Source organism: Methylobacterium sp. SD274 (assembly GCF_017355285.1).
Lineage (GTDB): Bacteria > Pseudomonadota > Alphaproteobacteria > Rhizobiales > Beijerinckiaceae > Methylobacterium.
Genome location: NZ_JADIJP010000026.1, coordinates 1 through 21,840, shown reverse-complemented (window position 1 = coordinate 21,840; position 21,840 = coordinate 1). Strand labels below are relative to the sequence as shown.

Genomic DNA, 21,840 nt, shown 5'->3' with positions numbered 1-21,840 from the left:
CCGCTGCGGCGGCCCGAGCGGGAGCCGGGAGGGCGGTCGCACCGCCTCCGTTCGCCGACATCGGCCCAATGCCGACCGTCTTGAAGATCAGCGCACCGTTTCGCAGAAGATTCCATGACCGATTCGACAGCCACCGACGCCGGCCTGCCCGCCCGCGACTATTCGCAGACCCTGTTCCTGCCCAAGACCGAGTTCCCCATGCGGGCCGGATTGCCGGTGCGCGAGCCTCACCTGCTGGAGCGTTGGGCCGCCATCGACCTGTATGGCCAGATCCGCGTGAAGGCGGCCGGCCGGCCGAAATTCGTGCTCCATGATGGGCCGCCCTATGCCAACGGCAACATCCATATCGGCACGGCGCTCAACAAGATCCTGAAGGACGTCATCGTCCGCAGCCAAGGCGCCCTCGGCTACGACGCCAATTACGTTCCGGGATGGGACTGCCACGGCCTGCCGATCGAGTGGAAGATCGAAGAACAGTACCGTGCCAAGGGCCGTAACAAAGACGACGTTCCGGTCATCGAGTTCCGCCAGGAGTGCCGGACATTCGCCGCGCATTGGCTCGACGTGCAGCGCGCCGAGTTCAAGCGCCTGGGCGTCACCGGCGATTGGGAGCACCCCTACGCCACCATGGCGTTTCCGGCGGAAGCCGCCATCGCCCGTGAACTCATGACCTTCGCCATGACAGGGCAGCTCTATCGCGGCTCGAAACCGGTGATGTGGTCGGTGGTGGAAAAGACCGCCCTGGCCGAGGCCGAGGTCGAATACGAGGACCATGTCAGCGACACGATCTTCGCGGCGTTCCGGCTCACCGCAGGCGCGCCCGATGACTTGGCCGCTTCGCGGATCGTGATCTGGACCACGACCCCCTGGACGATGCCGGGCAACCGCGCCGTCGCTTATTCGAAGCGCGTCGCCTACGGGCTCTACCGGGTGACTCAGGCCGCCGAAGAGAATTGGGCCAAGACCGGCGACAGCTATATCCTGGCCGATAGCCTGGCCGCCGGGGTCTTTACCTCGGCCCGCGTGGAGAAGTTCGAGCGTGTCCGGGACGTCACGGCCGCTGAGCTTGGCGGCCTCACCCTCTCGCATCCGCTTGCCGGGCACGTCCCCGGCTACGATTTCGCGGTACCCCTCCTCGACGGCGACCACGTCACCGACGAGGCCGGTACAGGCTTCGTCCATACGGCGCCGGGCCATGGCCGCGAGGATTTCGAGGTCTGGACGGCCAATGGCCGGGCCCTTGCCCAGCGCGGCATCGAGACCCGTATCCCCTACACCGTCGATGCCGACGGGGCGCTCACCGAAGAGGCGCCCGGTTTCACGGGAAAACTCGTTCTGACTCCGAAGGGCGACAAGGGAGACGCCAACAAGGCGGTCATCGCCGCATTGACGGAGGCCGGCTCCCTGGTCGCGCGTGGCACGCTCAAGCACAGCTATCCGCATTCCTGGCGCTCGAAGAAGCCGGTGATCTTCCGCAACACGCCGCAATGGTTCATCGCCCTCGATAGGCCGGTGGAGGCGCTCGGCGAGAAGACGCTGCGCGACGTGGCGCTGAAGGCCATCGACGAGACGCAATGGGTGCCCACCCAGGGCAAGAACCGCATCAACGGCATGGTCGCCAACCGCCCGGACTGGGTGGTGTCGCGCCAGCGCGCCTGGGGCGTGCCGATCACCGTCTTCGTCAAGCGCGGCACCAGCGAGGTCCTGCGCGACGAGGCCGTGAATGCCCGCATCGCGGCAGCCTTCAAGGCGGAAGGGGCGGATGCCTGGTTCACCGATGTCGACGGCGCTCGCTTCCTAGCCCCGGATTACGATCCGGCCGAGTACGAGAAGGTGACCGACGTCCTCGACGTGTGGTTCGATTCCGGCTCGACGCATGCTTTCGTGCTCGACGACCCTGAGATGTTTCCCGGCCTGTCGGGTGTCGTGCGTAAGCGAGACGGCGGCCTCGACACGGTGATGTATCTCGAAGGCTCCGATCAGCATCGCGGCTGGTTCCAGTCCTCGCTGCTCGAATCGAGCGGGACCAGGGGACGTGCGCCCTACGACATCGTCCTCACTCACGGGTTCGTCCTCGACCCCAAGGGGCTGAAGATGTCGAAATCCAAGGGCAACGTCGTGGCGCCGCAAAGCGTCATCAAGGATTCCGGTGCCGATATCCTCCGCCTGTGGGTCGCGGCCTCGGACTATGCCGACGACCTGCGCATCGGCCCCGAGATCATCAAGACTTTCGCCGAGACCTACCGCAAGCTGCGCAACTCGCTTCGCTGGATGCTCGGCTCGCTGGCGCATTTCGAGGCCGGGCCGGCCGTGCCCCATGCCAAGCTGCCCGAACTCGAGCGGCTCATCCTGCATCGCCTCTGCGAGCTCGACGGTGAGATCCGCGAGGCCTACGCCAGCTTCGACACCAAGCGCGTGGTGGCCCTGCTCAACGGATTCATGACCGGCGATCTCTCGGCCTTCTATTTCGACGTGAGAAAGGACGCGCTCTATTGCGACCCGATCTCGTCGCAGGTCCGCCGTGCCTCCCTGCAGGTGATCGACGAAACCTTCCGCCGGGTGACGATCTGGCTCGCGCCCGTGCTCGCCTTCACGGCGGAAGAGGCCTGGCTCGATCGCTATCCGTCAGCCGTCGGTTCGGTCCATCTCGAGACCCTGCCCGAAACGCCGACGTCCTGGCGCGACGACGCATTGGCTCAGCGCTGGCAGAAGATCCGCCGCGTCCGCCGGGTCGTCACCGGCGCCCTGGAAATCGAGCGCGCAGCCAAGCGCATCGGAGCGAGTCTCGAGGCGGCGCCGACCGTGTTCATCGCCGATCCCGACCTGCTCACGGCCCTCGACGGAATCGACTTCTCGGAAGTCTGCATCACCTCCGGCATCACCATCGAGACGGGGGAGGGGCCGGCCGACGCTTTCCGGCTCGATGACGTGCGGGGCGTGGCGTTGGTCCCAGGACTTGCCCAGGGACGGAAATGCGCCCGGTCGTGGCGGGTCTCGGAGACTGTCGGGTCCGATCCCGCCTATCCGGACGTGACGCCGCGCGATGCCCAGGCGTTGCGCGAGTGGGACGCCGTCCATGGCGGGGCGGGGGCGGCGTGATCCGAATGCGCCGGGCGGCCATCCCTCTTTTCCGTGGGAGGCCGGTCATGAAGCGACCGGAGGAGCGGGCGCCGTCTCCGAGCGACGCGGCGCGTCCCTCACCTGACCTAAGCTCAGGCGAGGGCCGACCTCGTTCGCGACCGGGAAAGGGACGAGTGTGGCCATGACCTCCTTCCGCCTTGGTACCGTCGTCCTCCTGACCACCCTCGTCCTCGATCAGGCTTCCAAGCTCTGGCTCTATTTCGGCACCGACCTGGTGCTGACGCAGCCCTGGCACCTGACCGCCTTCGTGGATTTCGTCGTCGTGTGGAATCGCGGGATTTCCTACGGTCTGTTTCAGCAGGATGGCGGCCTGGGTCGCTGGATCCTGGTGGCAGTCTCCGTGGCGGCCTCGATCGGGATGATCGCCTGGATGCGCCGTGCCTCGTCGGCACTCCTGGCCGCCGCCCTCGGCCTCATCGCGGGCGGGGCGATCGGCAACGCCATCGACCGTGCGGCCTACGGCGCGGTGTTCGACTTCGTCCACCTCCATGCAGGAGCATGGTCCTGGTACGTCTTCAACATCGCCGATGCGGCCATCGTCGCCGGTGTGGTCGGCCTCCTCATCGACAGCCTGATCCCGGTCCGGCGCCCTCGCGACGGGGCCTCGCCCGGCGAGGCCTGAAGATTCGCGTGGCTGTGTTCCGTAAACCACAATACGGATCCTTATCTCCGTGAGGCTGGTGCGCTGCGGTCAAGGCGCCATACGATCGCCTGAAACCGCCGTCAGGCCACGAGGGCAGGATCGGCATCGACCAACGAACGCCGGTGCCTTCCGGGCAGGCACGCATTCGAGCCGGCGCAATCTGCGAGCCGGCGTAATTTGGGGGCAGCATGATCGGGCATCGTGGGTTCATCCTGGGCCTTACCGGACTCCTCGCCGCGAGTGGCGCGCAGGCGCAGCAGGGCGTGTTCATGCGCGACACCCTGAGCAGCATGGGCCTGATCGAGGCCGATAAGCCGGCCATCACTTACCGTGAGCGGGCGCCCCTGGTGATGCCGCCCAAGCTCGACGGCAAGGCGCTGCCGCCGCCGCGCGCCGCCACCGCCACGCCGCAATGGCCCAAGGATCCCGAGATCGTCCAACGCGAGCGCGAACTCGCCGACGCGAGGAAGCCGATCTCCCGCGGGGCACAGGGGCGGATGGACGACAACAACATGACGCTCTCGCTCGACGAGATGCGGGGTGGTCGCCGTGCCGACGCGAGCGTGCGTACCGAGCCGGGTCGTCCCGAAAGCGACGGTGCTTCGTCTTCGATCTGGAGTCCCTTCGACATTTTCGGCAAGCGCGAGGAGAAGGCCGAGCCGATTCTCGTCGAGCCCGATCGCGATACGCTGACCGATCCGCCGAACGGATACCGCAAGGCTCCGAAGGCGGTCGCCCGGAACAACAGCGACCCGATCAACAATCCCTCGCGCGAGCGTGAAGAAGCCGATCCGGGTGCCTACATCCGGGGACGTTAGGCGCGTTCGAATCTCGGACCTGCCTGGTCCGGCTCTTCGAGAGGGCGAGGGTAACGCCCGGCCGGTGTCGGTACGGGATTTGCCCTGACTTCGTTCCTCGGGCTCACGGCATCCGAGGAGTGCGCAAGAGGCATTGCGCTCATGACGGGCGGTCACGTGTGGCCGACGTATCAAGGAAAAGACGATGCATCTGCTGCGTAAGGATACGCCCGGGTTCTCGCTCAACCGCCGCTACGGCCATGCGGGCCGGGCCGAGGCTGCGCCCTTCGGCCGGTCCGAGGCAGGTGGTCCCGAAGTCTCCGCCTTCGCCCTCGATAACGGCCTCGACGTCGTGGTGGTGCCCGATCACCGCGCCCCGGTGGTGACTCACATGGTGTGGTACCGCAACGGTTCTGCCGATGATCCGATCGGACAGTCCGGCATCGCGCATTTCCTCGAACACCTCATGTTCAAGGGCACCGAGAAGCACCCGGTCGGCGCGTTCTCGCAGGCCGTCTCCGGCCTCGGCGGGCAGGAGAACGCCTTCACCTCCTACGATTACACCGCCTATTTCCAGCGCGTCGCCCGCGACCATCTCAAGACCATGATGGAGTTCGAGGCCGACCGCATGACCGGTCTCGTCCTCGAAGATTCCGTCGTGGCGCCCGAGCGCGACGTGGTGCTGGAAGAGCGCCGCATGCGGGTCGAGACCGATCCGTCGGCGCAGCTCTCGGAGGCCATGGCTGCCTCGCTGTTCGTGCATCACCCCTACGGCACGCCGATCATCGGCTGGATGCACGAGATCGAGGATCTCAACCGCACCCACGCCCTGGATTACTACAACCGCTTCTACACCCCCGAGAACGCGATCCTCGTCGTCGCCGGCGACGTGACGCCCGATGAGGTTCGCCGCCTTGCCGACGATACCTACGGCCTCGTGACGCCGCGCGGATCGCGGCCGGTGCGGGTCCGCGCCAAGGAGCCGGAGCCCCGCGCCCTGCGCCGCCTCAGCGTCGCCGATCCGAAGGTGGAGCAGCCGACCCTGCAGCGCCTCTACCTCACCCCGTCCTGCATGACCGCCCGCGACGGCGAGTGCCATGCCCTGGAACTCCTGGCCGAGGTGATGGGCGGCGGCTCGACCTCGTTCCTCTACCGCAAGCTGGTGATGGAACTCGGCGTCGCCGTGAATGCCGGTGCCTGGTACATGGGCTCGGCCATCGATGACACCCGCTTCTCGGTCTACGCCATCCCGGCCGAGGGCGTCAGCCTGGAGCGGCTGGAGGAGGAGGTCGACCGCGTCCTGCGCCGCGTTCCCTCCGAAGCGCTGGGCCCGGAGGCGATCGAGCGGGCCAAGACCCGGCTCGTGGCCGAAACAGTCTATTCTTCCGACAGCCAATCCTCGCTGGCCCGAATCTACGGCTCGGCCCTCGCGATTGGCGAGAGCATCGAGGAGGTCCGTCGCTGGCCCTCGGATATCGAGGGGGTCACGCAGGCCCGGCTCGCCGCCGTCGCCGAGCGCTACCTGATCCCCGCCCGCTCCGTGACCGGATACCTGACGAAGACGCGCGATCCCGACGCCGCCGCTGCGTGAGGCGAGCCCTTGCGCGATCCCGCTGATGCCGGCCCGGGCGCCCAGAAAAAGAATGAGGTTCTCATGAACTCGGTCGAAGCCAATCTGGTCGATACCACCGCCCGCGGCACTGACGCTCCCACGGTGGCGCTTCCGGTGGCCGCCGCTGCCGGGATCGAAGCCTGGCACGTGGAATCGCCCGTGGTGCCGATGATTGCCCTGGCATTCACCTTTGAGGGCGGTGCCGCGCAGGATCCCGAGGGCAAGGGCGGCGTCGCCCAGATGCTGGCCCGCCTCCTCGACGAGGGCGCAGGCGATCTGTCCTCCGACGCCTTCCAGGAGCGGCTGGCCGCGCGGGCCATCGAATTGTCGTTCCATGCCGGCGCCGATGCGGTCGGCGGCTCCCTGAAGATGCTGGTCAAGCACGCCGACGAGGCCATCGATCTCCTGGCCCTCGCGCTGGCCAAGCCGCGCTTCGACGCCGACGCCATCGAGCGGGTCCGTGCCCAGACCCTCGCCGGCCTGCGCTACCAGCAGAACGATCCGGGCGTGATGGCCTCACGCCGTTTCTTCGCCGAGGCCTATGCGGGCCATCCTTATGCCCGGCCGTCCTCCGGCACCCCGGAGAGCATCGCAGCCATCACCCGTGACGACCTCGTGGCGATGCATCGGCAACTCATCGGCCGCGGTGGACTCAAGGTGGCCGCCGTCGGCGCCATCGATTCCGACCGTCTGGCCGATGCCCTCAACCGCGCTTTCGGCGTGCTCGACGAGGCCGGACCGTTGAATACCGTGCCGCAGACGCAGGTCGGCCAGCTCGGTCGCCGCGTCGTCGTCGATATCGACGTGCCGCAATCGGTCCTGCGCTTCGGCATGGGCGGCGTGCCGTGGAAGGACCCGGATTTCATCCCCGCCTATGTGCTCAACCATATTCTGGGCGGCGGCTCTTTCACTTCACGCCTGTTCCAGGAAGTGCGCGAGAAGCGGGGACTGGCCTATTCCGTGGGCACCTCCCTCGTCAGCCACCGCGCCAGCGCCATGACCTGGGGCTACACGGCCACCAAGAACGAGCGCGTCGGTGAAGCCCTGTCGGTGATCGGCGACGAGATCGGCCGGCTCATCAGCGACGGTCCGTCCGACGAGGAGTTGCAGAAGGCCAAGGATTATCTCACCGGCTCCTATGCGCTCGGCTTCGACACCTCGACCAAGATCGCGCATCAGCTCGTGCAGATCTCCTTCGAAGGGCTGGGGATGGATTACTTCGCCCGCCGCAACGAAATGGTGACGAACGTAACCCAGGCGGATATCCGCCGCGCCGGCGCCCGCACCTTCGCCGACGGCAGGATGCTCGTTGTAGCGGCGGGGCGGCCCACCGATTTCCTGTAGGATTCGCATGCCTCGCGGCGTGTCGGCCGGGCCCCGGATCGGGTGCCTTTCGCGCCCCACGCATCGGGGGACGTCACCGTCCTGCCAAGTCTACCTGATTCTGCCCGCCGTCGCGTCGGCACGACCGTTGCCAGGACCGATCACGTCCTGCATTCAGGACGGGTGATGGCCTTCGGGGCTTCGGGGAGAGTAGGGATGACGCGTTTCGTTCGAATTCTGCCGGGTCTGGCATTCGGCCTCATGGCTGGTCCCGCCCTGGCGCATACCGGGCAGGGCGATGCGTCGGGGCTCGCCCATGGCTTCCTCCATCCGCTCACCGGCCTCGACCATATGCTCGCCATGGTGGCGGTGGGCCTCGTCGCCGCGCAGGTCGGCGGCCGCGCGATCCTTCTCGTCCCGCTGTCGTTCATCGGCATGATGGTGGTGGGCGGCGCGCTCGGTGCGTCCGGTGTGGCGCTTCCGCATGTGGAGACCGCCATCGCCTTGTCCGTCGCCGTGTTCGGTGCCGCCGTCGCCCTGCGCCTGACGATGCCGGTCGCGGCCGCCATGGCGCTCGTGGGCGTCTTCGCAGTGTTCCACGGCCATGCCCACGGTGCCGAGATGCCGGAGGCGGCCTCGGGCCTTGCCTACGGCGCCGGCTTCGTCGCTGCCACCGCCCTGCTCCACGCCGTGGGTCTCGGTCTCGGCCTCGGCATGGGCCGCCTCGGTGAGCAGAGTGGCCGTCCGGCGCTACGTGTCGCCGGCGCAGCCTTCGCGGCCGCCGGTCTCGGCCTCCTGGCCGGCGCTTTCTGAAAGCGTAGCCCTACAGCCTTCGCGCCAGGGCTTCGGCTTTGGCGCGGGCCTCGTCACGGGATTGCCGGTCGAGATCGGCTCCCATCAATCCCTTCTCGACCGCGATCTGGTGGACGTCGGTGATGCCGACCATGCGCAGCCAGGTGGCCATGTAGGTCGATTGATGGTCGTAGATCTCGGCCGGGAAATCCGCGCCGATAGCGACGCCGCGCGCATTGATGACGACGGCCGTGGCATCGAGCATGCCGTTCTGGCCGCGCTCGTCGAAGGTGAAGAGAAGATCTTTCTGGGAGACCAGATCGAACAAGTGCTTGAGCTTGTAGGGGATGGTGTAGTTCCACATCGGCACCGCGAACAGGATCAGGTCCGCCGCGCGAAACCTGTCCGCAAGGGCGCGGATCGCCACCCAGGCCTCCTCCTGCGCGGGGCTCAAGGTTTCGCCCGCCAGGGCCGCGTACTTGCCCGCCAGCGCTTCCCCGTCGAAGTCCGGAAGCGCCGTGTTCCAGGCATCGAGCATGTCCACTTTGCCCTCCGGATGCGTCGCACGCCAGGCATCGAGGAAGGCGCGAGCGACCTCGATCGATGCCGAGCGTTCCTTGCGCGGTGACGCTTCGACGTAGAGCAGGTGGGGCATGCGGGAACTCCGATGGTCGGTGAGCGAGGGATCTATCGCGCATTCCGCCCCGGCCTAGGGGCACGCTCCCTTCGCGGATGGTACGCAGGGGCATCGCATTCCGGCGTCGGATGACCCATGTCAGCGTTCCCTCGTCATTCGAAGGACAGGCTGATGCACCTCACCGGACTTCATCACCTCACGGCCATCACCGCGCGGGCCGCCGACAATGCGGCATTCTACACGCGGAGCCTCGGGCTGAGGCTCGTGAAGAAGACGGTGAATCAGGACGATGTCTCGGCCTACCACCTGTTCTACGCCGACGGCGTCGCCTCGCCCGGCACCGACATGACCTTCTTCGACTGGCCGGCGCCACCCGAGCGCCGGGGCACCGACAGCATCGTCCGGACGGCGTTCCGCGTCTCGGGGGAGGGCACGATCGCCTGGTGGCGCGAGCATCTCGCGCGAGACGGCGTGATCCACGAGGAGCCCGTCCTGCGCGACGGTCGCCTCACCCTGGATTTCGAGGATCGGGAAGGCCAGCGCCTGATGCTGATGGATGACGGTGGCGCGGGAGAGGCCCATCCCTGGCCCGCCAGCCCGGTGCCGGTAGAGCGGCAGATCCGCGGTCTGGGGCCGATCCGTCTGAGCCTTGCGCGGATCGAGGCGACCGAGGCGGTTCTGGCCGACGTACTGGGGATGAGCCAATCCCGCACCTATGAATTGCCGGAAGGCGAAGTCCGCGTCTGGCAGATGGGGGACGGTGGCGCCGGTGCCGAGCTTCACCTCATCGCCCAACCCGACCTGCCGCCCGCGCGCCAGGGAGCGGGGGCGGTTCACCACGTCGCCTTCCGCGTCCCCGATGCGGACTACGCAGGTTGGGCCGACAGGCTGAAACAGCGCCGCATGCCTTCCAGCGGCCCGGTGGACCGCTACTATTTCAAAAGCCTGTACTTCCGCGAGCCCAACGGCATCCTGTTCGAGATCGCCACCGACGGTCCGGGCTTCACCGCCGACGAGCCACTGGAGACTCTGGGCGAGCGCCTGTCCTTGCCGCCCTTCCTCGAAGGACGCCGCGCTGAGATCGAAGCCGGGCTGAAGCCTCTCTGACCGCAAGACGACTACCCCGAGCAGGTTCGGCATGAGACGAGCCCCGGCGCGGACCGGTTTCGGCTAGCAGGTTCAGCAAAAGTGGTCACCGGTTCTGCGTCCTCGAACCGGTGACCGTTTAGAGGCCAGAGCGAGGTGAAGCTTTGGCTGGCCAATGCGAACTACTTACGTCAGACGACGAAACCGGGAACGGGCGTCGATTGCCCGCGCCGCCGTCATTTTTCGCCCGAACCAAGTCACCAGCACTCACTTTGTCAGCGTGATTCTGTTCGAGGGAAGCAACGAATGGATGCCTCTGCGCGTCCGCTCCATTAGATCGACAAGCATCCGCAACACTCAGCAATGATCCCCACTTCGTCTAGATCAACCCTGTTGGGGTGATCGGACCAATTCTGGCGGCTTGCTGACAGATACATCATGACGGTGAGCATGATCCCCCTTCTTCCAGAACGGCTGAGTCTGGAGTGGGGGAGCCGGGATCCCGGCGGAAAGAGCATTGGCCTGTCGTTTCAGTCTGCTTTATCTGAGTAATTCTTTGGAAAACAGTAATCGCCTGAAAAGGCGATCGAATTAAGAAATATTTAGCCCGTATTGGCGATAACGCACATCGGAGGCGAAACCTCCCGTCGGCAAGAGCAGTGAAAAGGCCTCCGACATTCTCCCATCCCATCGGAACTCAGGCTGAACGATGTTCAAGTTGTCGATCGCGAAGAAATTGGGGTTTTTCTCAGGCCTTGGCATTCTAATGGCGGTCGGATTGGTCGCCAACCAGTGGATGGGAAACCAGCGGATCACGAGCTCTATCGAAGCCGTTGGCCGAGAGCAGACGATCCTCGACGGCATCAAGAACGCGCAGCTCGGCCTGTCCCAGATTCAGGTCGCCTTCCGTGACGCGCGCCTGTCCGAAACGGAAGAGGCCTACAAGGAGGCCGTCGGCCGTATCAGGACGCGCTTCGATTCAGCCCATGAAGGCCTCAAGGCACCGATCCGTATCGCCCTGAAGCCCGACGTCCTCAAGGATATCGATGCTGGGCTGGCGCAGTTCACGGAACTCGCCCTCAAGTCGGCAGCCACCATTACGTACGAACAGGGTCGCAAGAGGACCGACGAGGCGGCCCTGGCGTTGACGGGGGAACAGCGGAACGGTGTTCGCAAGAAGGCCCTCGTCGCCATCGAGCAATCGCTGTCCAATGCGCAGCGCTTCACGGACGAGGCGCGGCTGTCGTCGGCCGGTGCCGTGGAAACCGCCACCCTTCTGGGCCTCGTGATCGGTGGTGTAGCGATCCTCCTTCAGGCCGGCTCGGCCCTCTTCTCGATGATCGCGGTCGCCCGGCCGATACGCGGAATGACGGACGCGATGAACCGGCTGGCAGCAGGCGATGTCGAGGTCGCGATCCCGGATCGGACGCGCACGGACGAACTCGGCGCCATGGCGTCGGCGGTGCAGGTGTTCAAGGACGGCATGATCCGCAACCGCGCCCTCGAGACGGAAACCGAGCGCCTGCGCCTCGTCGCGGAGACGGAACGCAAGTCCGGAATGCATAGCCTCGCCGACGAGTTCGAGGCGGCGGTCGGCGGGATCGTGAGCATGGTGTCCGCCGCGGCCACCGAAATGCAGGCTACCGCCTCGCAGTTGACGGCCTCCGCCGAGGAGACGTCGGCGCAGTCCGGCGCGGTTCTGTCGGCCGCCGAGGAAGCTTCGGCCAACGTCACCGCCGTGGCCGGTTCGGCCGAACAACTGGGCGCCTCGGTGGCGGAGATCGGTCGTCAGGTCGCACGTTCGGCGGACATGACCGCCGCCGCCGTCCGTGAGGCGGAGCAGACCGCACTGGCGGTGTCGGAACTTCGCGAAGTCGCCGCCAGCATCGGCGATGTCGTGAACCTCATCTCCAACCTCGCCGGCCAGACCAATCTCCTCGCTCTCAACGCGACGATCGAAGCTGCGCGGGCCGGAGAAGCGGGCCGGGGCTTCGCGGTGGTGGCCTCCGAGGTGAAGGAGCTCGCGAACCAGACCGCCAAGGCCACGACGGAAATCTCCGCGAAGATCGGGGCGATCCAATCCTCCACCCGGCAGGCAGCCAGCGCCATCGACGGGATCTCCTCGACCATCCACGGGATCGACGAGACGGCCGCCGCCATCTCCGCATCGGTCGCGCAGCAGGATTCCGCGACTCGGGAGATTGCGGGCTCGGTGGCACAAGCCTCGATCGGCACCGGCGAGGTCAGCGCCAACATCACCGGCGTTGCCCGTGCGGCGCAGGAGACCGGCGCCGGCGCCAGCCAAGTGTTCACCGCCTCGTCGGAACTCGCACGGCAGGCGGAGCGGCTGAGCGCGGAGGTGCAGAAGTTCCTGCATACGGTGCGCGCCGCCTGAACCGAGGGCCGATCGCCCTTCTCCGGTCGAGGACTATCAGCGCCGCCCGCCTCTCGATGAGGCGGGCGGCACGCGTCGTGATGCAGCCCACCGCCTTGGGCGGACACTCTCCCTCCCTCCCGGTGAGGGCACGGGAGCCCCGCGAACGCCCTTCCCACCTGCGTTCCCGCATGATCCTGAGAAGGAATCGGGACGAGGTCGCATCGCCCGAGGCATCGCCGCCCTCAAGTAAGAGCAATTCCAGACAGTTGGCGGTTTCGCTGCCTGCGCGCCTGCTATGCCTTGACGGGCGTGCCGCAGGTGCGAGAAGACCCGGCTGAAGGCCGAGATTCGCAAGCGAAGTTTGAGACGGACCCGTCGATGAGCAAGTTCAACGAGGAGCGTGTACTGAGTGTCCATCACTGGACCGACACGCTGTTCTCTTTCCGCACCACCCGTGACCCCGCGTTCCGCTTCCGCAACGGCGAGTTCGTGATGATGGGAATCGAAGTCGAGGGCCGTCCGCTGTTGCGCGCCTACAGCGTGGTCTCGGCCAATTACGAGGAAGAGCTCGAGTTCTTCTCGATCAAGGTCGAGAACGGCCCGCTCACCTCCCGGCTGCAGCACCTCAAGGTCGGGGACCCGATCATCGTCGGCAAGAAGCCCACCGGGACGCTGGTGCTCGATAATTTGATGCCGGGCAAGAACCTCTATCTTCTCGGCACCGGCACCGGCCTCGCGCCGTTCATGTCGATCATCAAGGACCCGGAGACCTACGAGCGCTTCGAGAAGGTCGTTCTCGTCCATGGTTGCCGACAGGTCTCGGAACTCGCCTATGGCGAGACGATCACGCAGGACCTGCCCAACCACGAGTTCCTCGGCGAGGTCATCTCCGCCGGCCTGATCTATTACCCTACGGTCACCCGCGAGCCCTTCCGCAACCGCGGCCGGATCACCGACCTGATGACCTCCGGCAAGCTGTTCGAGGATATCGGCCTGCCGCCGATGTCGGTGGAGAACGACCGGTTCATGCTGTGCGGCTCGCCGGACATGATCCGCGACACCCGCGAGATGCTGACCAGCGGCGGTTACGTGGAAGGCAACCATGGTGAGGCCGGCCACTACGTCATCGAGAAGGCTTTCGTCGAGAAGTGACGTGCGCGCCGTCTTCGTCGCCGGCGCCGGCACCGAGATCGGCAAGACCTACGTCACCGCGTCCCTGACGCGTGCCCTGCGCGCGCAGGACTGCGCCGTTTCGACCCTGAAGCCTCTGGCGAGCGGTGTCCCGCCCTTCGGCGATCCGGCATTTCGTGAGAGCGACACGGCGATCCTGCTGGACGCACAGGGGATGCCGCTGACGGCCGAGACGGTGGAGGCCTGCTCGCCCTGGCGTTTTGCCGCGCCGCTCAGCCCCGATCTCGCCGCCGCCCGCGAAGGGAGGAGCCTGAGCCTTTTCGAGCTCGTGAGCTGGTGCGAGGCCCGGCTCCAGGGGGGCGCCCCGGAGGCGATCATCGTCATCGAAGGCGTCGGCGGCCTGATGAGCCCGGTGACGTCGGAGGCGACGGGCCTCGACTGGCTCAAGGCCCTGGCCCTGCCGACGATCCTCGTCTCCGGCAGCTATCTCGGGGCGATCAGCCATGCGCTGACGGCGGCGGAGACCCTGCGCTGTCACGGCCAGCGGCTGCTCGCCGTCGTCGTCTGCGAAAGCCTCGGCGCTCCTACGTCGCCGGAGACGGTCGCCGACGCCATCGCCCGCCATGTGCCAGTTCCGGTCGTCTGCATCGCCCGTGACGGCGAGTGCCCGGAGGCTCTGGCGCGGCTGGTACAGGCCGGCTCGTTAAACCTTACCGCCTGACGACAGTATCAGCGTTCCGGAGATGGCGAGTCTGTCTCGTCCCACCGGGGATTCGCCCAGGGACCGCGCACGATGTCGTCACTTGTGCGATGCGGGGCCATACACCATGGACGGCCCGTCCGTTACCCTTAGGTTCGATACACTCGGGTTCGATCCGGCGGATGCCAGCGTCTTCGGCTTGTCCGTGCAAGGAGTACTCCATTGGCCCACCAGGAAACGGCTCATGGAGCGCCGACGGACGCGCGCGTCGCGCCCCGCGCCAGCCTGCCCCTCCTCCTCGGAGCGCTCGGCATCGTCTATGGCGATATCGGAACGAGCCCCCTCTACGCGTTCAAGGAGGCTGTGCGGGCGGCGAGCGGAGGCGGTCCACCGGCCGCCATCGCGGTCGTCGGCGCGGTATCGCTCATCTTCTGGGCGCTGATCCTCATCGTCTCGCTGAAATACGCGGTGCTGATCCTGCGGGCCGACAACCGGGGGGAGGGCGGCATCGTTGCCATGCTGGCGCTGCTCGGCGCCCGCCATGCAAAGCCGGGCACGCGGCAGGCCGCGCTCCTCGTCGTCGGCCTCATCGGCGCGGCCCTGCTCTACGGTGACGGCGCGATCACACCGGCAATCTCGGTGCTGAGCGCGGTGGAGGGCCTCAAGGTGGCGGCCCCCGGGCTCGATCACCTCGTCCTGCCGATCACGATCGCGATCCTGGTCGGGCTGTTCCTGGTCCAGAGCAAGGGCGTCGCCTTCATCGGCCGCATCTTCGGCCCGGTGATGGTGGTGTGGTTCATCGTCCTCGCGTTGCTGGGCCTCGGCGGCATCTGGCACGCGCCTCAGATCCTCGGTGCTCTCAACCCCTGGCGCGCGGTGGATTTCCTCGTCCATGCGGGCTGGCATGTCAGCTTCGCCATGCTGGGCGCGGCCTTCCTCGCCGTCACCGGCGGCGAGGCGATGTATGCCGATCTCGGCCATTTCGGCGCCAGACCCATCCGCATCGCCTGGTTCGGTCTCGTCCTGCCGGCCCTCGTCATCCATTATTTCGGCCAGGGCGGGCTTCTGCTGGTGGAGCCCGACGCGATCGAGAACCCGTTCTACCGCCTGAGCCCGGACTGGGCCTATTACCCGCTGATCGCGCTGGCGACGCTGGCCACCGTCATCGCCTCGCAGGCCATCGTCTCGGGCGTGTTCTCGCTCACCCAGCAATCGATCCAGCTCGGATTCCTGCCGCCCATGCGGGTGATCCACACGGCACGCGAGGAGCGCGGGCAGATCTACGTGCCGGTGATCAATTGGCTGATGGCGGCCGCGACCCTGACTGCCGTCCTCACCTTCGGCTCATCCGACAAGCTGGCCGGCGCCTACGGCATCGCCGTGTCGTCGCTCATGGCGATCACCACCCTGCTCGCCGCTCTGGTGGCGTTGAAATGGGGCTACAACCCCGTCGCGGTCTTCGCCGTCAACGGCTTCTTCCTCGCCATCGACGTCGTCTTCCTCGGTGCCAATAGCGTGAAGCTGTTCGAGGGCGGCTGGTTTCCCCTGGTGCTGGCCGGCTTCGTCGCCTTCCTGATGCTGACCTGGCGCAAGGGAAACATCCTGGTGGAGGAGGCCCGCGCGACGTTGCGGCAGCCCGAGGCGGAGTTCATCGAGCAGCTGCGCCGCAAGCCGCCGATCACCCTGCCGGGCAACGCGGCCTTCCTGTCCTCGGCCACGAGCGGGATTCCACTCCACCTGTCGCGCTTCGTCGAGCGTAGCCATGCCCTGCACAAGCGCATCCTGCTCGTCACTGCGCTCTACGAGGAGGCGCCGAGCGTGCCGCGGACCGAGCGCGCCGAGGTGACCGAGATCACCCCGGATATCTTCCGCCTCGTCCTGCATTACGGCTTCATGGAGGACGCCTCGATTCCCGACGGGCTGCGATGCGCCGTCGAATGCGGGACCCTGCCGAAGGAGTTCCTCGACGACCTGACGATCTTCATCGGCCACGAGACCATCATCCCGAAGAGCGACCAGCGCGGCATGGCGACATGGCGTGAGACCATCTTCGCCTTCCTCCTGCGCAACGCCGAGGCCACCGGCGCGCAGTTCTGCATCCCCACCCGCCAACTCGTGGAAGTGGGCACCGAAATCGAGATCTGACTATTCGGCGTCGGGGCTGCGCGGCATCCGCGCCGCCACGCATTCGCGCACGGCATCCTCGATCTTCGCCGCCTTGGCGTTGCCGTAGGCGGCGACGTCATCGATGCATTTCAGGAAGTACCCGGCGGTGAAGCTTTCGCTGATGCTGTTGAACGACTTGCCGAGACGTGAGGCGATCTGCATCCGGTCCATGGCCGTGCCCTTGGTCCATTCCGTCAGCGGGTCGTTCATCGACAAAGCCTGCGCCGGGGCGGAAACCAGGAGTGCCATCGCCACGAGGACGGCACGGGCAACTGTCTCGTCGAACATCTCGCATCCTCCCATCGGTTGTACCGGCTGAACACCGTGCTTTCGACGCCGGTTTTTCGGGGCAGTTAGCGAAATTTTCTTGTTCAGGCAATAATCTCAAGTCATGCGCTCAAGCTCAAACAGGTTTGTTTATAAGTACTTATTATATAACCTGCTTTGCTCCTCCGATATCCTCCGCCTGCGCTGGCCGCTGCTGAAGCGTTGCCGCCAATCCGGTCCTCCCCACGCCACCCTCACGTGAGTTACCCCCGCCGCCCTTGCATCCTGCCTCACGGCACCGCACAGACCAGATGGCGTTCTTCTCATCTATCCAGCCGGTCGCAGGACCATCTTCCATGACCGATGTCTCACCCGCCCTGGCCTTGCGTCTGCGTCAGCAGGCCCTGCTCTCGGATTTCGGCGTCGAGGCCCTGCGTGCCACCGAGCTGTTGCCCTTGCTGCATCGCGCCGTCGAGCTCTGCGCGGAAGGCATGAAGGCCGAGTTCTGCAAGGCTCTGGAATATTCCAGAGAGCAGGATTGCCTGCTGATCTGCGCCGGTGTGGGCTGGAAGGACGATGTCGTCGGCAAGGCCATCATAGGGGCCGATCTGGCATCCCCGGCGGGTTACGCCTTGAAGACCGGCCAGCCGGTCATCTCCAATCACCTTCAGGTGGAGACCCGGTTTCGCACGCCGCAGATCATGGCCGATCACGGCATCAAGCGGGCCATCAACGTGCTCATCGCCAACCGCGACGGGCATTATGGGGTGCTCGAAGTGGACGACACCCGCGAGGGCAAGTTCGAGGAGGCGGACATCGCCTTCATGCAGGGTTTCGCCAATCTTCTCGGCGGCGCCATCGAGCGTCAGCGCGGCGAGGCGCGGCTGAAGGCGGCCCTGGAACGGCAGGACCTCCTGTCCCGCGAGATGAGCCACCGGGTCAAGAACAGCCTCGCGGTGGTCGCCGGGTTCCTGGCCCTGCAGGCTCGCGGCTCGGACGACGAGAAGGTGAAGGAAGCCCTGGTCGATGCGCGCACCCGCGTCGAGGCCGTGGCCGCGGTTCACGATCAGCTCTGGCGCCAGCCGACCCTCGGCGCCATCGACGTCTCGGGCTTCCTGGAAGCGCTCTGCGGCAAGCTCCAGGAGAGCGCCCGGCGCAACGTCATTCGCTGCGAGGCGGTCCGTCTCGACATTCCGGCCGATCTCGCGATTCCGCTCGGGCTCTTCGTGAACGAGCTCGTCACCAACGCGATCAAATACGCCTATCCCGACGGCGAGGGTGAAATCCGAGTCACCGCCCGTCCGCATGAGGAGGGCGGCCTCGTCATCGGCGTCGCCGACGATGGCGCCGGTCTGCCGGATGGGTTCGACCCGACCCAGGCCCGGAGCGCGAGCCTCGGCATGCGCATCATCAACAATCTCGGCCGCCAACTCGGCGGTCCGCTCACCGTGGCGCCCGATGTGAAGGGCGCGCATTTCTCCCTCAGGATGGTCCTGCCATCATAGGGAACGCGAACGACGCTTACCCACCATAGCCCCGTCACGAGCGATCGTGACGGGGCATCGGGGGCAAGTCGTCTGAAGGCAGGTGGTCCCCGGACGGTTTTCCGAGGAGGTCTTTCCCGAGTACGGGCCGCAAGGCCCCGTCTTCACACCAGTCCGAGCTTCTGGGCGAGGCCGATGCGCTGGAGCTTACCGGTCGCGCCTTTGGGGATCTCCTCGAGGAAGATGATCTTGGCCGGCACCTTGAACGAGGCGAGGCGCTCCGAGGCGAAGCCGCGCAGCTCCTTCTCCGACAGGACGTCATGGCCCTCGCGCAGGACGATGGCGGCGACCACATCCTCGCCGAGCTTGTCGTGCGGCATCGCGAAGGTGATGCATTGCGACACGGCCGGGTGGTCCATCAGGATCTCGTCCACCTCGCGCGGGGAGATCTTCTCGCCGCCGCGATTGATGATCTCCTTCAGGCGTCCGGTGATCGAGAGATATCCCTCCGGCGAAAGCGTGCCCTGGTCGCCGGTGCGGAACCAGCCCTGCTTGGTGAAGGCGTCGGCATTGGCCTTCTCGTTGTTCTCGTAGCCTGCCATCACGTTGTCGCCGCGGATCACGATCTCGCCGGTCTCGCCGGCGGGCAGCGGCTCGCCATCCTCGTCGACGATGGCGATCTCGGGGCCGGCGGCGATGCCCACCGAGCCGGCATAATGCGGCCGGGGCGGCAGCGGGTTCGAGGCCATCTGGTGGGCGGCCTCGGTCATGCCGTAGGCTTCGAGCAGCGGCGCGCCGAACACGTCCTCGATCTCCTTCATCACCTGCGGCGGCATCGAGGAGGAGGAGGAGCGGATGAAGCGCAGCGGGTTGGCCGCGATGATCTCCTTGTTGCGAGCCGCGCGACCGAGGATCGCCTGGTGCATCGTCGGCACCGCCGTGTACCAGGTCGGGCGAACCTCACTCATCCAGCCGAAGAACTTCAGGGCGTTGAAGCCCGGGGTGCAGCACACCTGACCTCCGGCCGAGAGTGGCGCCAGGATGCCGGCGATCAGGCCGTGGATGTGGAACAGCGGCATGATGTTGAGCCCGCGATCCTCGGCCGTGAAGGCGAGGGTGGTGCGGATGTTGCGGGCCGAGGCGCAGACGTTCGACTGTTTCAGCGGGACGATCTTCGGGCGCGACGTGGTGCCCGACGTGTGGAGCACGAGGCCGATATCGTCGGGATGGGCCGGGCCGCCATTGGCGGCCGGCGTCACGGTTCCGGCGGGGAAGGCAAGGGTGAAGCTGCCCGCGCCCTGTTCAGGCGTCGGGGTGAGACGCACCACCGGCACGCCGAGCTTCTCGGCCACCGCGACAGCCGGGCTCTGCGAGCCTTCCGCCGCCACCAGCAGCTTGGCGTTGAGATCGGTCAGGTAGAACTCGAACTCGTCGGCCTTGTAGGCAGGGTTCAGCGGCGCCGAGGTGGTGCCCGCCGCGATGGCGATGAAGGCGGCGGCCATTTCCGGGCCGTTGTCGAGCACGATGGCGACCCGATCGCCACGGCCGATTCCCTGCGCGTTGAGAGAAGCGACGGTGCTCTCCGTGAGCGCCCGCAGGGCCCCGAAGGTCAGGGGAACGCCGCCGGGGCTAGACAGGGCAGTGGCCTCGTCGGCGCCCGCCTGGATCAGCGCGTGCAGGGTGGTTGCGGTCTCGGCCATGGTAGCTGTGTCCTCATCGTCAGTTGCCTTCGGGGAGGAGAAGGCGGTCCGCCGCATGGGGAGCGGCACATGTTCACGCGGATCGGCGGTCGCGGGCGACCGCCGGGGAAACGGTGGTCAGGCCGTCGCGATGGACAGGCGCCCCTGCGCCCGTTCGAGGCTCTGGGACAGCAGCCGCATCAGGGCATAGACGGTGCCGATATGCGGGGTCGGGGTGTCGGTGAGACGGCCGAGTTCGATGATCGAGCCGACGAGGGCTTCGAGTTCGATCGGCCGCCCGGCCTCCACGTCCTGCAGCATCGAGGTCTTGTGCGCGCCGACCTTCTCGGCCCCGGCGATGCGCCGCTCGATCCCGAGCTTGAAGGTGATGCCGAGCTTGTTCGCGATGGTCTCCGCCTCGCGCATCATGTCGGCGGCGAGCGCCCGCGTCTCCGGGAACTGGCAGATATCCACCAGGGTCGCATGCGAGAGCGCCGAGATCGGGTTGAAGCTGAGATTGCCCCAGAGCTTGAGCCAGATCTCCGCGCGGATGTCGCTGGTGACGGGCGCGCGGAAGCCCGCCTTGATCAGGAGCTGAGCCAGGGCCTGGACCCGCGGGCTCATGGAGCCGTCGAGTTCGCCGAGACCGAAACGGTGGCCCTCGATGACCTGGACCACGCCGGGCTCGGTGAGGACGGCCGCCGGATAGACCACCGAGCCGATCACATGTTTCGGGTCGAGATACTCGGCGATGAGCCGGCCCGGATCGGCGGTTTCCAAATGCGTCCCGGCGAGTTCGCCGCCATGGCCACCCGAAAAATACCACCACGGGATGCCGTTCTGCATGGTCACGACGATGGTATCGGGGCCGATGAGGTGGTGCAGATCGGCCGCGATCGGCCCGACCTGATGCGCCTTCACGGTGAGGAGTACCACGTCGTGGACGCCGGCCTCCTCCATGGACTTGGTGGCCTTGAGGTTCTTCACGTGGATCTCGGAGCCGTTCTCCTCGATCAGGCGCATGCCGTTGGAGCGGATGGCATCGAGATTGGCCCCGCGTGCGATGAAGGTGACGTCCTCGCCGATATTCGCGAGGCGAACCCCCAGAAATCCGCCGATGGCGCCTGCGCCGACGATCGCGATGCTCATGCTGGTATCCTCATTGTCCGGATGTCGTGTCGGTCTGGTCTGTGCGGCTCAGGAGAAGCGGTTCGACAGGATTCCGATCCCCTCGATCTCCACCTCGACCGTGGCGCCTTTCGGGATTGGGCCGGAACCGTTGGAGGTGCCGCAGGCGATGACGTCGCCGGGCTCCAGCGTCATGCCCCGCGAGATCATGGCGACGATCTCGTGTGGGCGGAAGATCATGTCGGAGAGGGGATAGGTCTGGCGCTCGCGCCCGTTCACCCGCACCTTCACCGAGAGCGCCTCGGGGTCGAGATCGGTGGCGATGGCCGGGCCGAAGGGACCGAACCCGTCCAGTCCCTTGGAGCGCGTCCATTGGGCGAAGCTCGGATCGGCCTTCAGAATCTCCAGCGCGGTCACGTCGTTCACGCAGGTATAACCGAAGATATGATCGGCCGCCTCGTCCGGTGTGAGGTCGCGCGCGCTCCGGCCCGCGACCTTGCCGATGACGATGCCGAGCTCGCCCTCGAACAGGATACGACCGGCGCAATCCGGCACCGCGATCTCGGCGCCGCTCGGGCGATAGGTGTTGGCCGGCTTCAAGAGGAACAGCGGAGCGACCGGAGGGGTCAGCCCCTGTTTCTCGGCCATGGCGGAGAAGTTGTTCCATAGGGCGATGACCTTGCTCGGCCGGCAGGGCAGGTCGAGGACCACCTCGGCGAGGGGCAGGATCTCTCCCGTGGCCCGGGGCGCGTCGAACAGGTCGCCCTCGTGGACAGTGACCTGCTCTCCGTCGAGGCGGCCGAAGCCGGCGCGTCCGTCGTGGCGATATCCGATCCAGCGGGCCATGGTTCAGATGCTCCGGGCAACGATACGGGCA

Annotated in this window: 17 protein-coding genes; 12 read left to right on the top strand and 5 right to left on the bottom strand. The window is 66.5% G+C overall.

The window, feature by feature from the left end; translation table 11 throughout:
- Positions 1-114 precede the first annotated feature (114 nt).
- The 6 genes from ileS to IPV08_RS19205 all read left to right on the top strand — a co-directional run bounded on the left by ileS (position 115) and on the right by IPV08_RS19205 (position 8,329).
- The gene (ileS, locus tag IPV08_RS19230; RefSeq protein ID WP_207413049.1) at positions 115-3,099 is read left to right on the top strand and encodes an isoleucine--tRNA ligase; all 2,985 of its coding nucleotides are present in this window, start codon (positions 115-117) and stop codon (positions 3,097-3,099) included.
- A 163-nt stretch (positions 3,100-3,262) separates the two neighbouring features.
- On the top strand, positions 3,263-3,763 hold the full coding sequence (gene lspA / locus IPV08_RS19225) for a signal peptidase II (RefSeq protein WP_207413048.1): 501 nt from the start codon (positions 3,263-3,265) through the stop codon (positions 3,761-3,763).
- 209 nt (positions 3,764-3,972) lie between these two features.
- Entirely contained in the window at positions 3,973-4,602 is a 630-nt protein-coding gene (locus tag IPV08_RS19220) for a hypothetical protein (RefSeq protein WP_207413047.1), read from the top strand.
- 184 nt (positions 4,603-4,786) lie between these two features.
- Positions 4,787-6,172, top strand: a complete 1,386-nt coding sequence (locus IPV08_RS19215) for a pitrilysin family protein (RefSeq protein ID WP_056423183.1) — start codon at positions 4,787-4,789, stop codon at positions 6,170-6,172.
- A gap of 63 nt (positions 6,173-6,235) precedes the next feature.
- Positions 6,236-7,537 (top strand): pitrilysin family protein, encoded by a 1,302-nt coding sequence (locus IPV08_RS19210; RefSeq protein ID WP_207413046.1) that lies wholly within the window; start codon positions 6,236-6,238, stop codon positions 7,535-7,537.
- Between the two features lie 195 nt (positions 7,538-7,732).
- Positions 7,733-8,329 (top strand): HupE/UreJ family protein, encoded by a 597-nt coding sequence (locus IPV08_RS19205; protein ID WP_207413045.1) that lies wholly within the window; start codon positions 7,733-7,735, stop codon positions 8,327-8,329.
- A gap of 10 nt (positions 8,330-8,339) precedes the next feature.
- Here IPV08_RS19205 and IPV08_RS19200 read toward each other — a convergent pair whose 3' ends face one another.
- Positions 8,340-8,963 (bottom strand): NAD(P)H-dependent oxidoreductase, encoded by a 624-nt coding sequence (locus IPV08_RS19200; RefSeq protein ID WP_207413044.1) that lies wholly within the window; start codon positions 8,961-8,963, stop codon positions 8,340-8,342.
- A gap of 153 nt (positions 8,964-9,116) precedes the next feature.
- Here IPV08_RS19200 and IPV08_RS19195 point away from each other — a divergent pair, with 153 nt between their 5' ends.
- The 5 genes from IPV08_RS19195 to IPV08_RS19175 all read left to right on the top strand — a co-directional run bounded on the left by IPV08_RS19195 (position 9,117) and on the right by IPV08_RS19175 (position 16,384).
- Positions 9,117-10,052: a ring-cleaving dioxygenase gene (locus IPV08_RS19195; RefSeq protein WP_207413082.1), complete on the top strand. Its 936-nt coding sequence runs from the start codon at positions 9,117-9,119 to the stop codon at positions 10,050-10,052.
- Between the two features lie 745 nt (positions 10,053-10,797).
- On the top strand, positions 10,798-12,426 hold the full coding sequence (locus IPV08_RS19190) for a HAMP domain-containing methyl-accepting chemotaxis protein (protein WP_246748053.1): 1,629 nt from the start codon (positions 10,798-10,800) through the stop codon (positions 12,424-12,426).
- A gap of 360 nt (positions 12,427-12,786) precedes the next feature.
- Positions 12,787-13,560 (top strand): ferredoxin--NADP reductase, encoded by a 774-nt coding sequence (locus IPV08_RS19185; protein ID WP_056454539.1) that lies wholly within the window; start codon positions 12,787-12,789, stop codon positions 13,558-13,560.
- Positions 13,511-14,260: a dethiobiotin synthase gene (bioD, locus tag IPV08_RS19180; RefSeq protein ID WP_207413043.1), complete on the top strand. Its 750-nt coding sequence runs from the start codon at positions 13,511-13,513 to the stop codon at positions 14,258-14,260. The genes IPV08_RS19185 and bioD overlap by 50 nt, the downstream gene beginning before the upstream one ends.
- A gap of 264 nt (positions 14,261-14,524) precedes the next feature.
- The gene (locus tag IPV08_RS19175) at positions 14,525-16,384 is read left to right on the top strand and encodes a KUP/HAK/KT family potassium transporter (protein ID WP_207413080.1); all 1,860 of its coding nucleotides are present in this window, start codon (positions 14,525-14,527) and stop codon (positions 16,382-16,384) included.
- Here the strand turns inward: IPV08_RS19175 and IPV08_RS19170 are convergent, their stop codons facing one another.
- A complete protein-coding gene (locus tag IPV08_RS19170) occupies positions 16,385-16,693 on the bottom strand; it encodes a hypothetical protein (RefSeq protein ID WP_246748051.1) in 309 nt (102 codons plus the stop codon).
- Between the two features lie 335 nt (positions 16,694-17,028).
- Between IPV08_RS19170 and IPV08_RS19165 the strand changes: the two genes are divergently transcribed.
- Positions 17,029-18,177 (top strand): histidine kinase dimerization/phosphoacceptor domain -containing protein, encoded by a 1,149-nt coding sequence (locus tag IPV08_RS19165; protein WP_056430889.1) that lies wholly within the window; start codon positions 17,029-17,031, stop codon positions 18,175-18,177.
- A 143-nt stretch (positions 18,178-18,320) separates the two neighbouring features.
- Here IPV08_RS19165 and IPV08_RS19160 read toward each other — a convergent pair whose 3' ends face one another.
- The 3 genes from IPV08_RS19160 to IPV08_RS19150 form a co-directional block, all read right to left on the bottom strand.
- The gene (locus IPV08_RS19160; protein ID WP_207413042.1) at positions 18,321-19,856 is read right to left on the bottom strand and encodes an acyl--CoA ligase; all 1,536 of its coding nucleotides are present in this window, start codon (positions 19,854-19,856) and stop codon (positions 18,321-18,323) included.
- Positions 19,857-19,973: 117 nt separating this feature from the next.
- A complete protein-coding gene (locus IPV08_RS19155) occupies positions 19,974-20,984 on the bottom strand; it encodes a 2-dehydropantoate 2-reductase (protein WP_056430895.1) in 1,011 nt (336 codons plus the stop codon).
- A gap of 48 nt (positions 20,985-21,032) precedes the next feature.
- A complete protein-coding gene (locus tag IPV08_RS19150; protein WP_207413041.1) occupies positions 21,033-21,809 on the bottom strand; it encodes a fumarylacetoacetate hydrolase family protein in 777 nt (258 codons plus the stop codon).
- Positions 21,810-21,840 lie beyond the last annotated feature (31 nt).

Excerpts from the sequence above, each read along its gene's own strand:
- ileS (WP_207413049.1), top strand. The coding sequence starts at position 115 with ATGACCGATTCGACAGCCACCGACGCCGGCCTGCCCGCCCGCGACTAT.
- lspA (WP_207413048.1), top strand. The coding sequence starts at position 3,263 with ATGACCTCCTTCCGCCTTGGTACCGTCGTCCTCCTGACCACCCTCGTC.
- IPV08_RS19220 (WP_207413047.1), top strand. The coding sequence starts at position 3,973 with ATGATCGGGCATCGTGGGTTCATCCTGGGCCTTACCGGACTCCTCGCC.
- IPV08_RS19215 (WP_056423183.1), top strand. The coding sequence starts at position 4,787 with ATGCATCTGCTGCGTAAGGATACGCCCGGGTTCTCGCTCAACCGCCGC.
- IPV08_RS19210 (WP_207413046.1), top strand. The coding sequence starts at position 6,236 with ATGAACTCGGTCGAAGCCAATCTGGTCGATACCACCGCCCGCGGCACT.
- IPV08_RS19205 (WP_207413045.1), top strand. The coding sequence starts at position 7,733 with ATGACGCGTTTCGTTCGAATTCTGCCGGGTCTGGCATTCGGCCTCATG.
- IPV08_RS19200 (WP_207413044.1), bottom strand. The coding sequence starts at position 8,963 with ATGCCCCACCTGCTCTACGTCGAAGCGTCACCGCGCAAGGAACGCTCG.
- IPV08_RS19195 (WP_207413082.1), top strand. The coding sequence starts at position 9,117 with ATGCACCTCACCGGACTTCATCACCTCACGGCCATCACCGCGCGGGCC.
- IPV08_RS19190 (WP_246748053.1), top strand. The coding sequence starts at position 10,798 with ATGGCGGTCGGATTGGTCGCCAACCAGTGGATGGGAAACCAGCGGATC.
- IPV08_RS19185 (WP_056454539.1), top strand. The coding sequence starts at position 12,787 with ATGAGCAAGTTCAACGAGGAGCGTGTACTGAGTGTCCATCACTGGACC.
- bioD (WP_207413043.1), top strand. The coding sequence starts at position 13,511 with ATGGTGAGGCCGGCCACTACGTCATCGAGAAGGCTTTCGTCGAGAAGT.
- IPV08_RS19170 (WP_246748051.1), bottom strand. The coding sequence starts at position 16,693 with ATGTTCGACGAGACAGTTGCCCGTGCCGTCCTCGTGGCGATGGCACTC.
- IPV08_RS19165 (WP_056430889.1), top strand. The coding sequence starts at position 17,029 with ATGACCGATGTCTCACCCGCCCTGGCCTTGCGTCTGCGTCAGCAGGCC.
- IPV08_RS19160 (WP_207413042.1), bottom strand. The coding sequence starts at position 19,856 with ATGGCCGAGACCGCAACCACCCTGCACGCGCTGATCCAGGCGGGCGCC.
- IPV08_RS19155 (WP_056430895.1), bottom strand. The coding sequence starts at position 20,984 with ATGAGCATCGCGATCGTCGGCGCAGGCGCCATCGGCGGATTTCTGGGG.
- IPV08_RS19150 (WP_207413041.1), bottom strand. The coding sequence starts at position 21,809 with ATGGCCCGCTGGATCGGATATCGCCACGACGGACGCGCCGGCTTCGGC.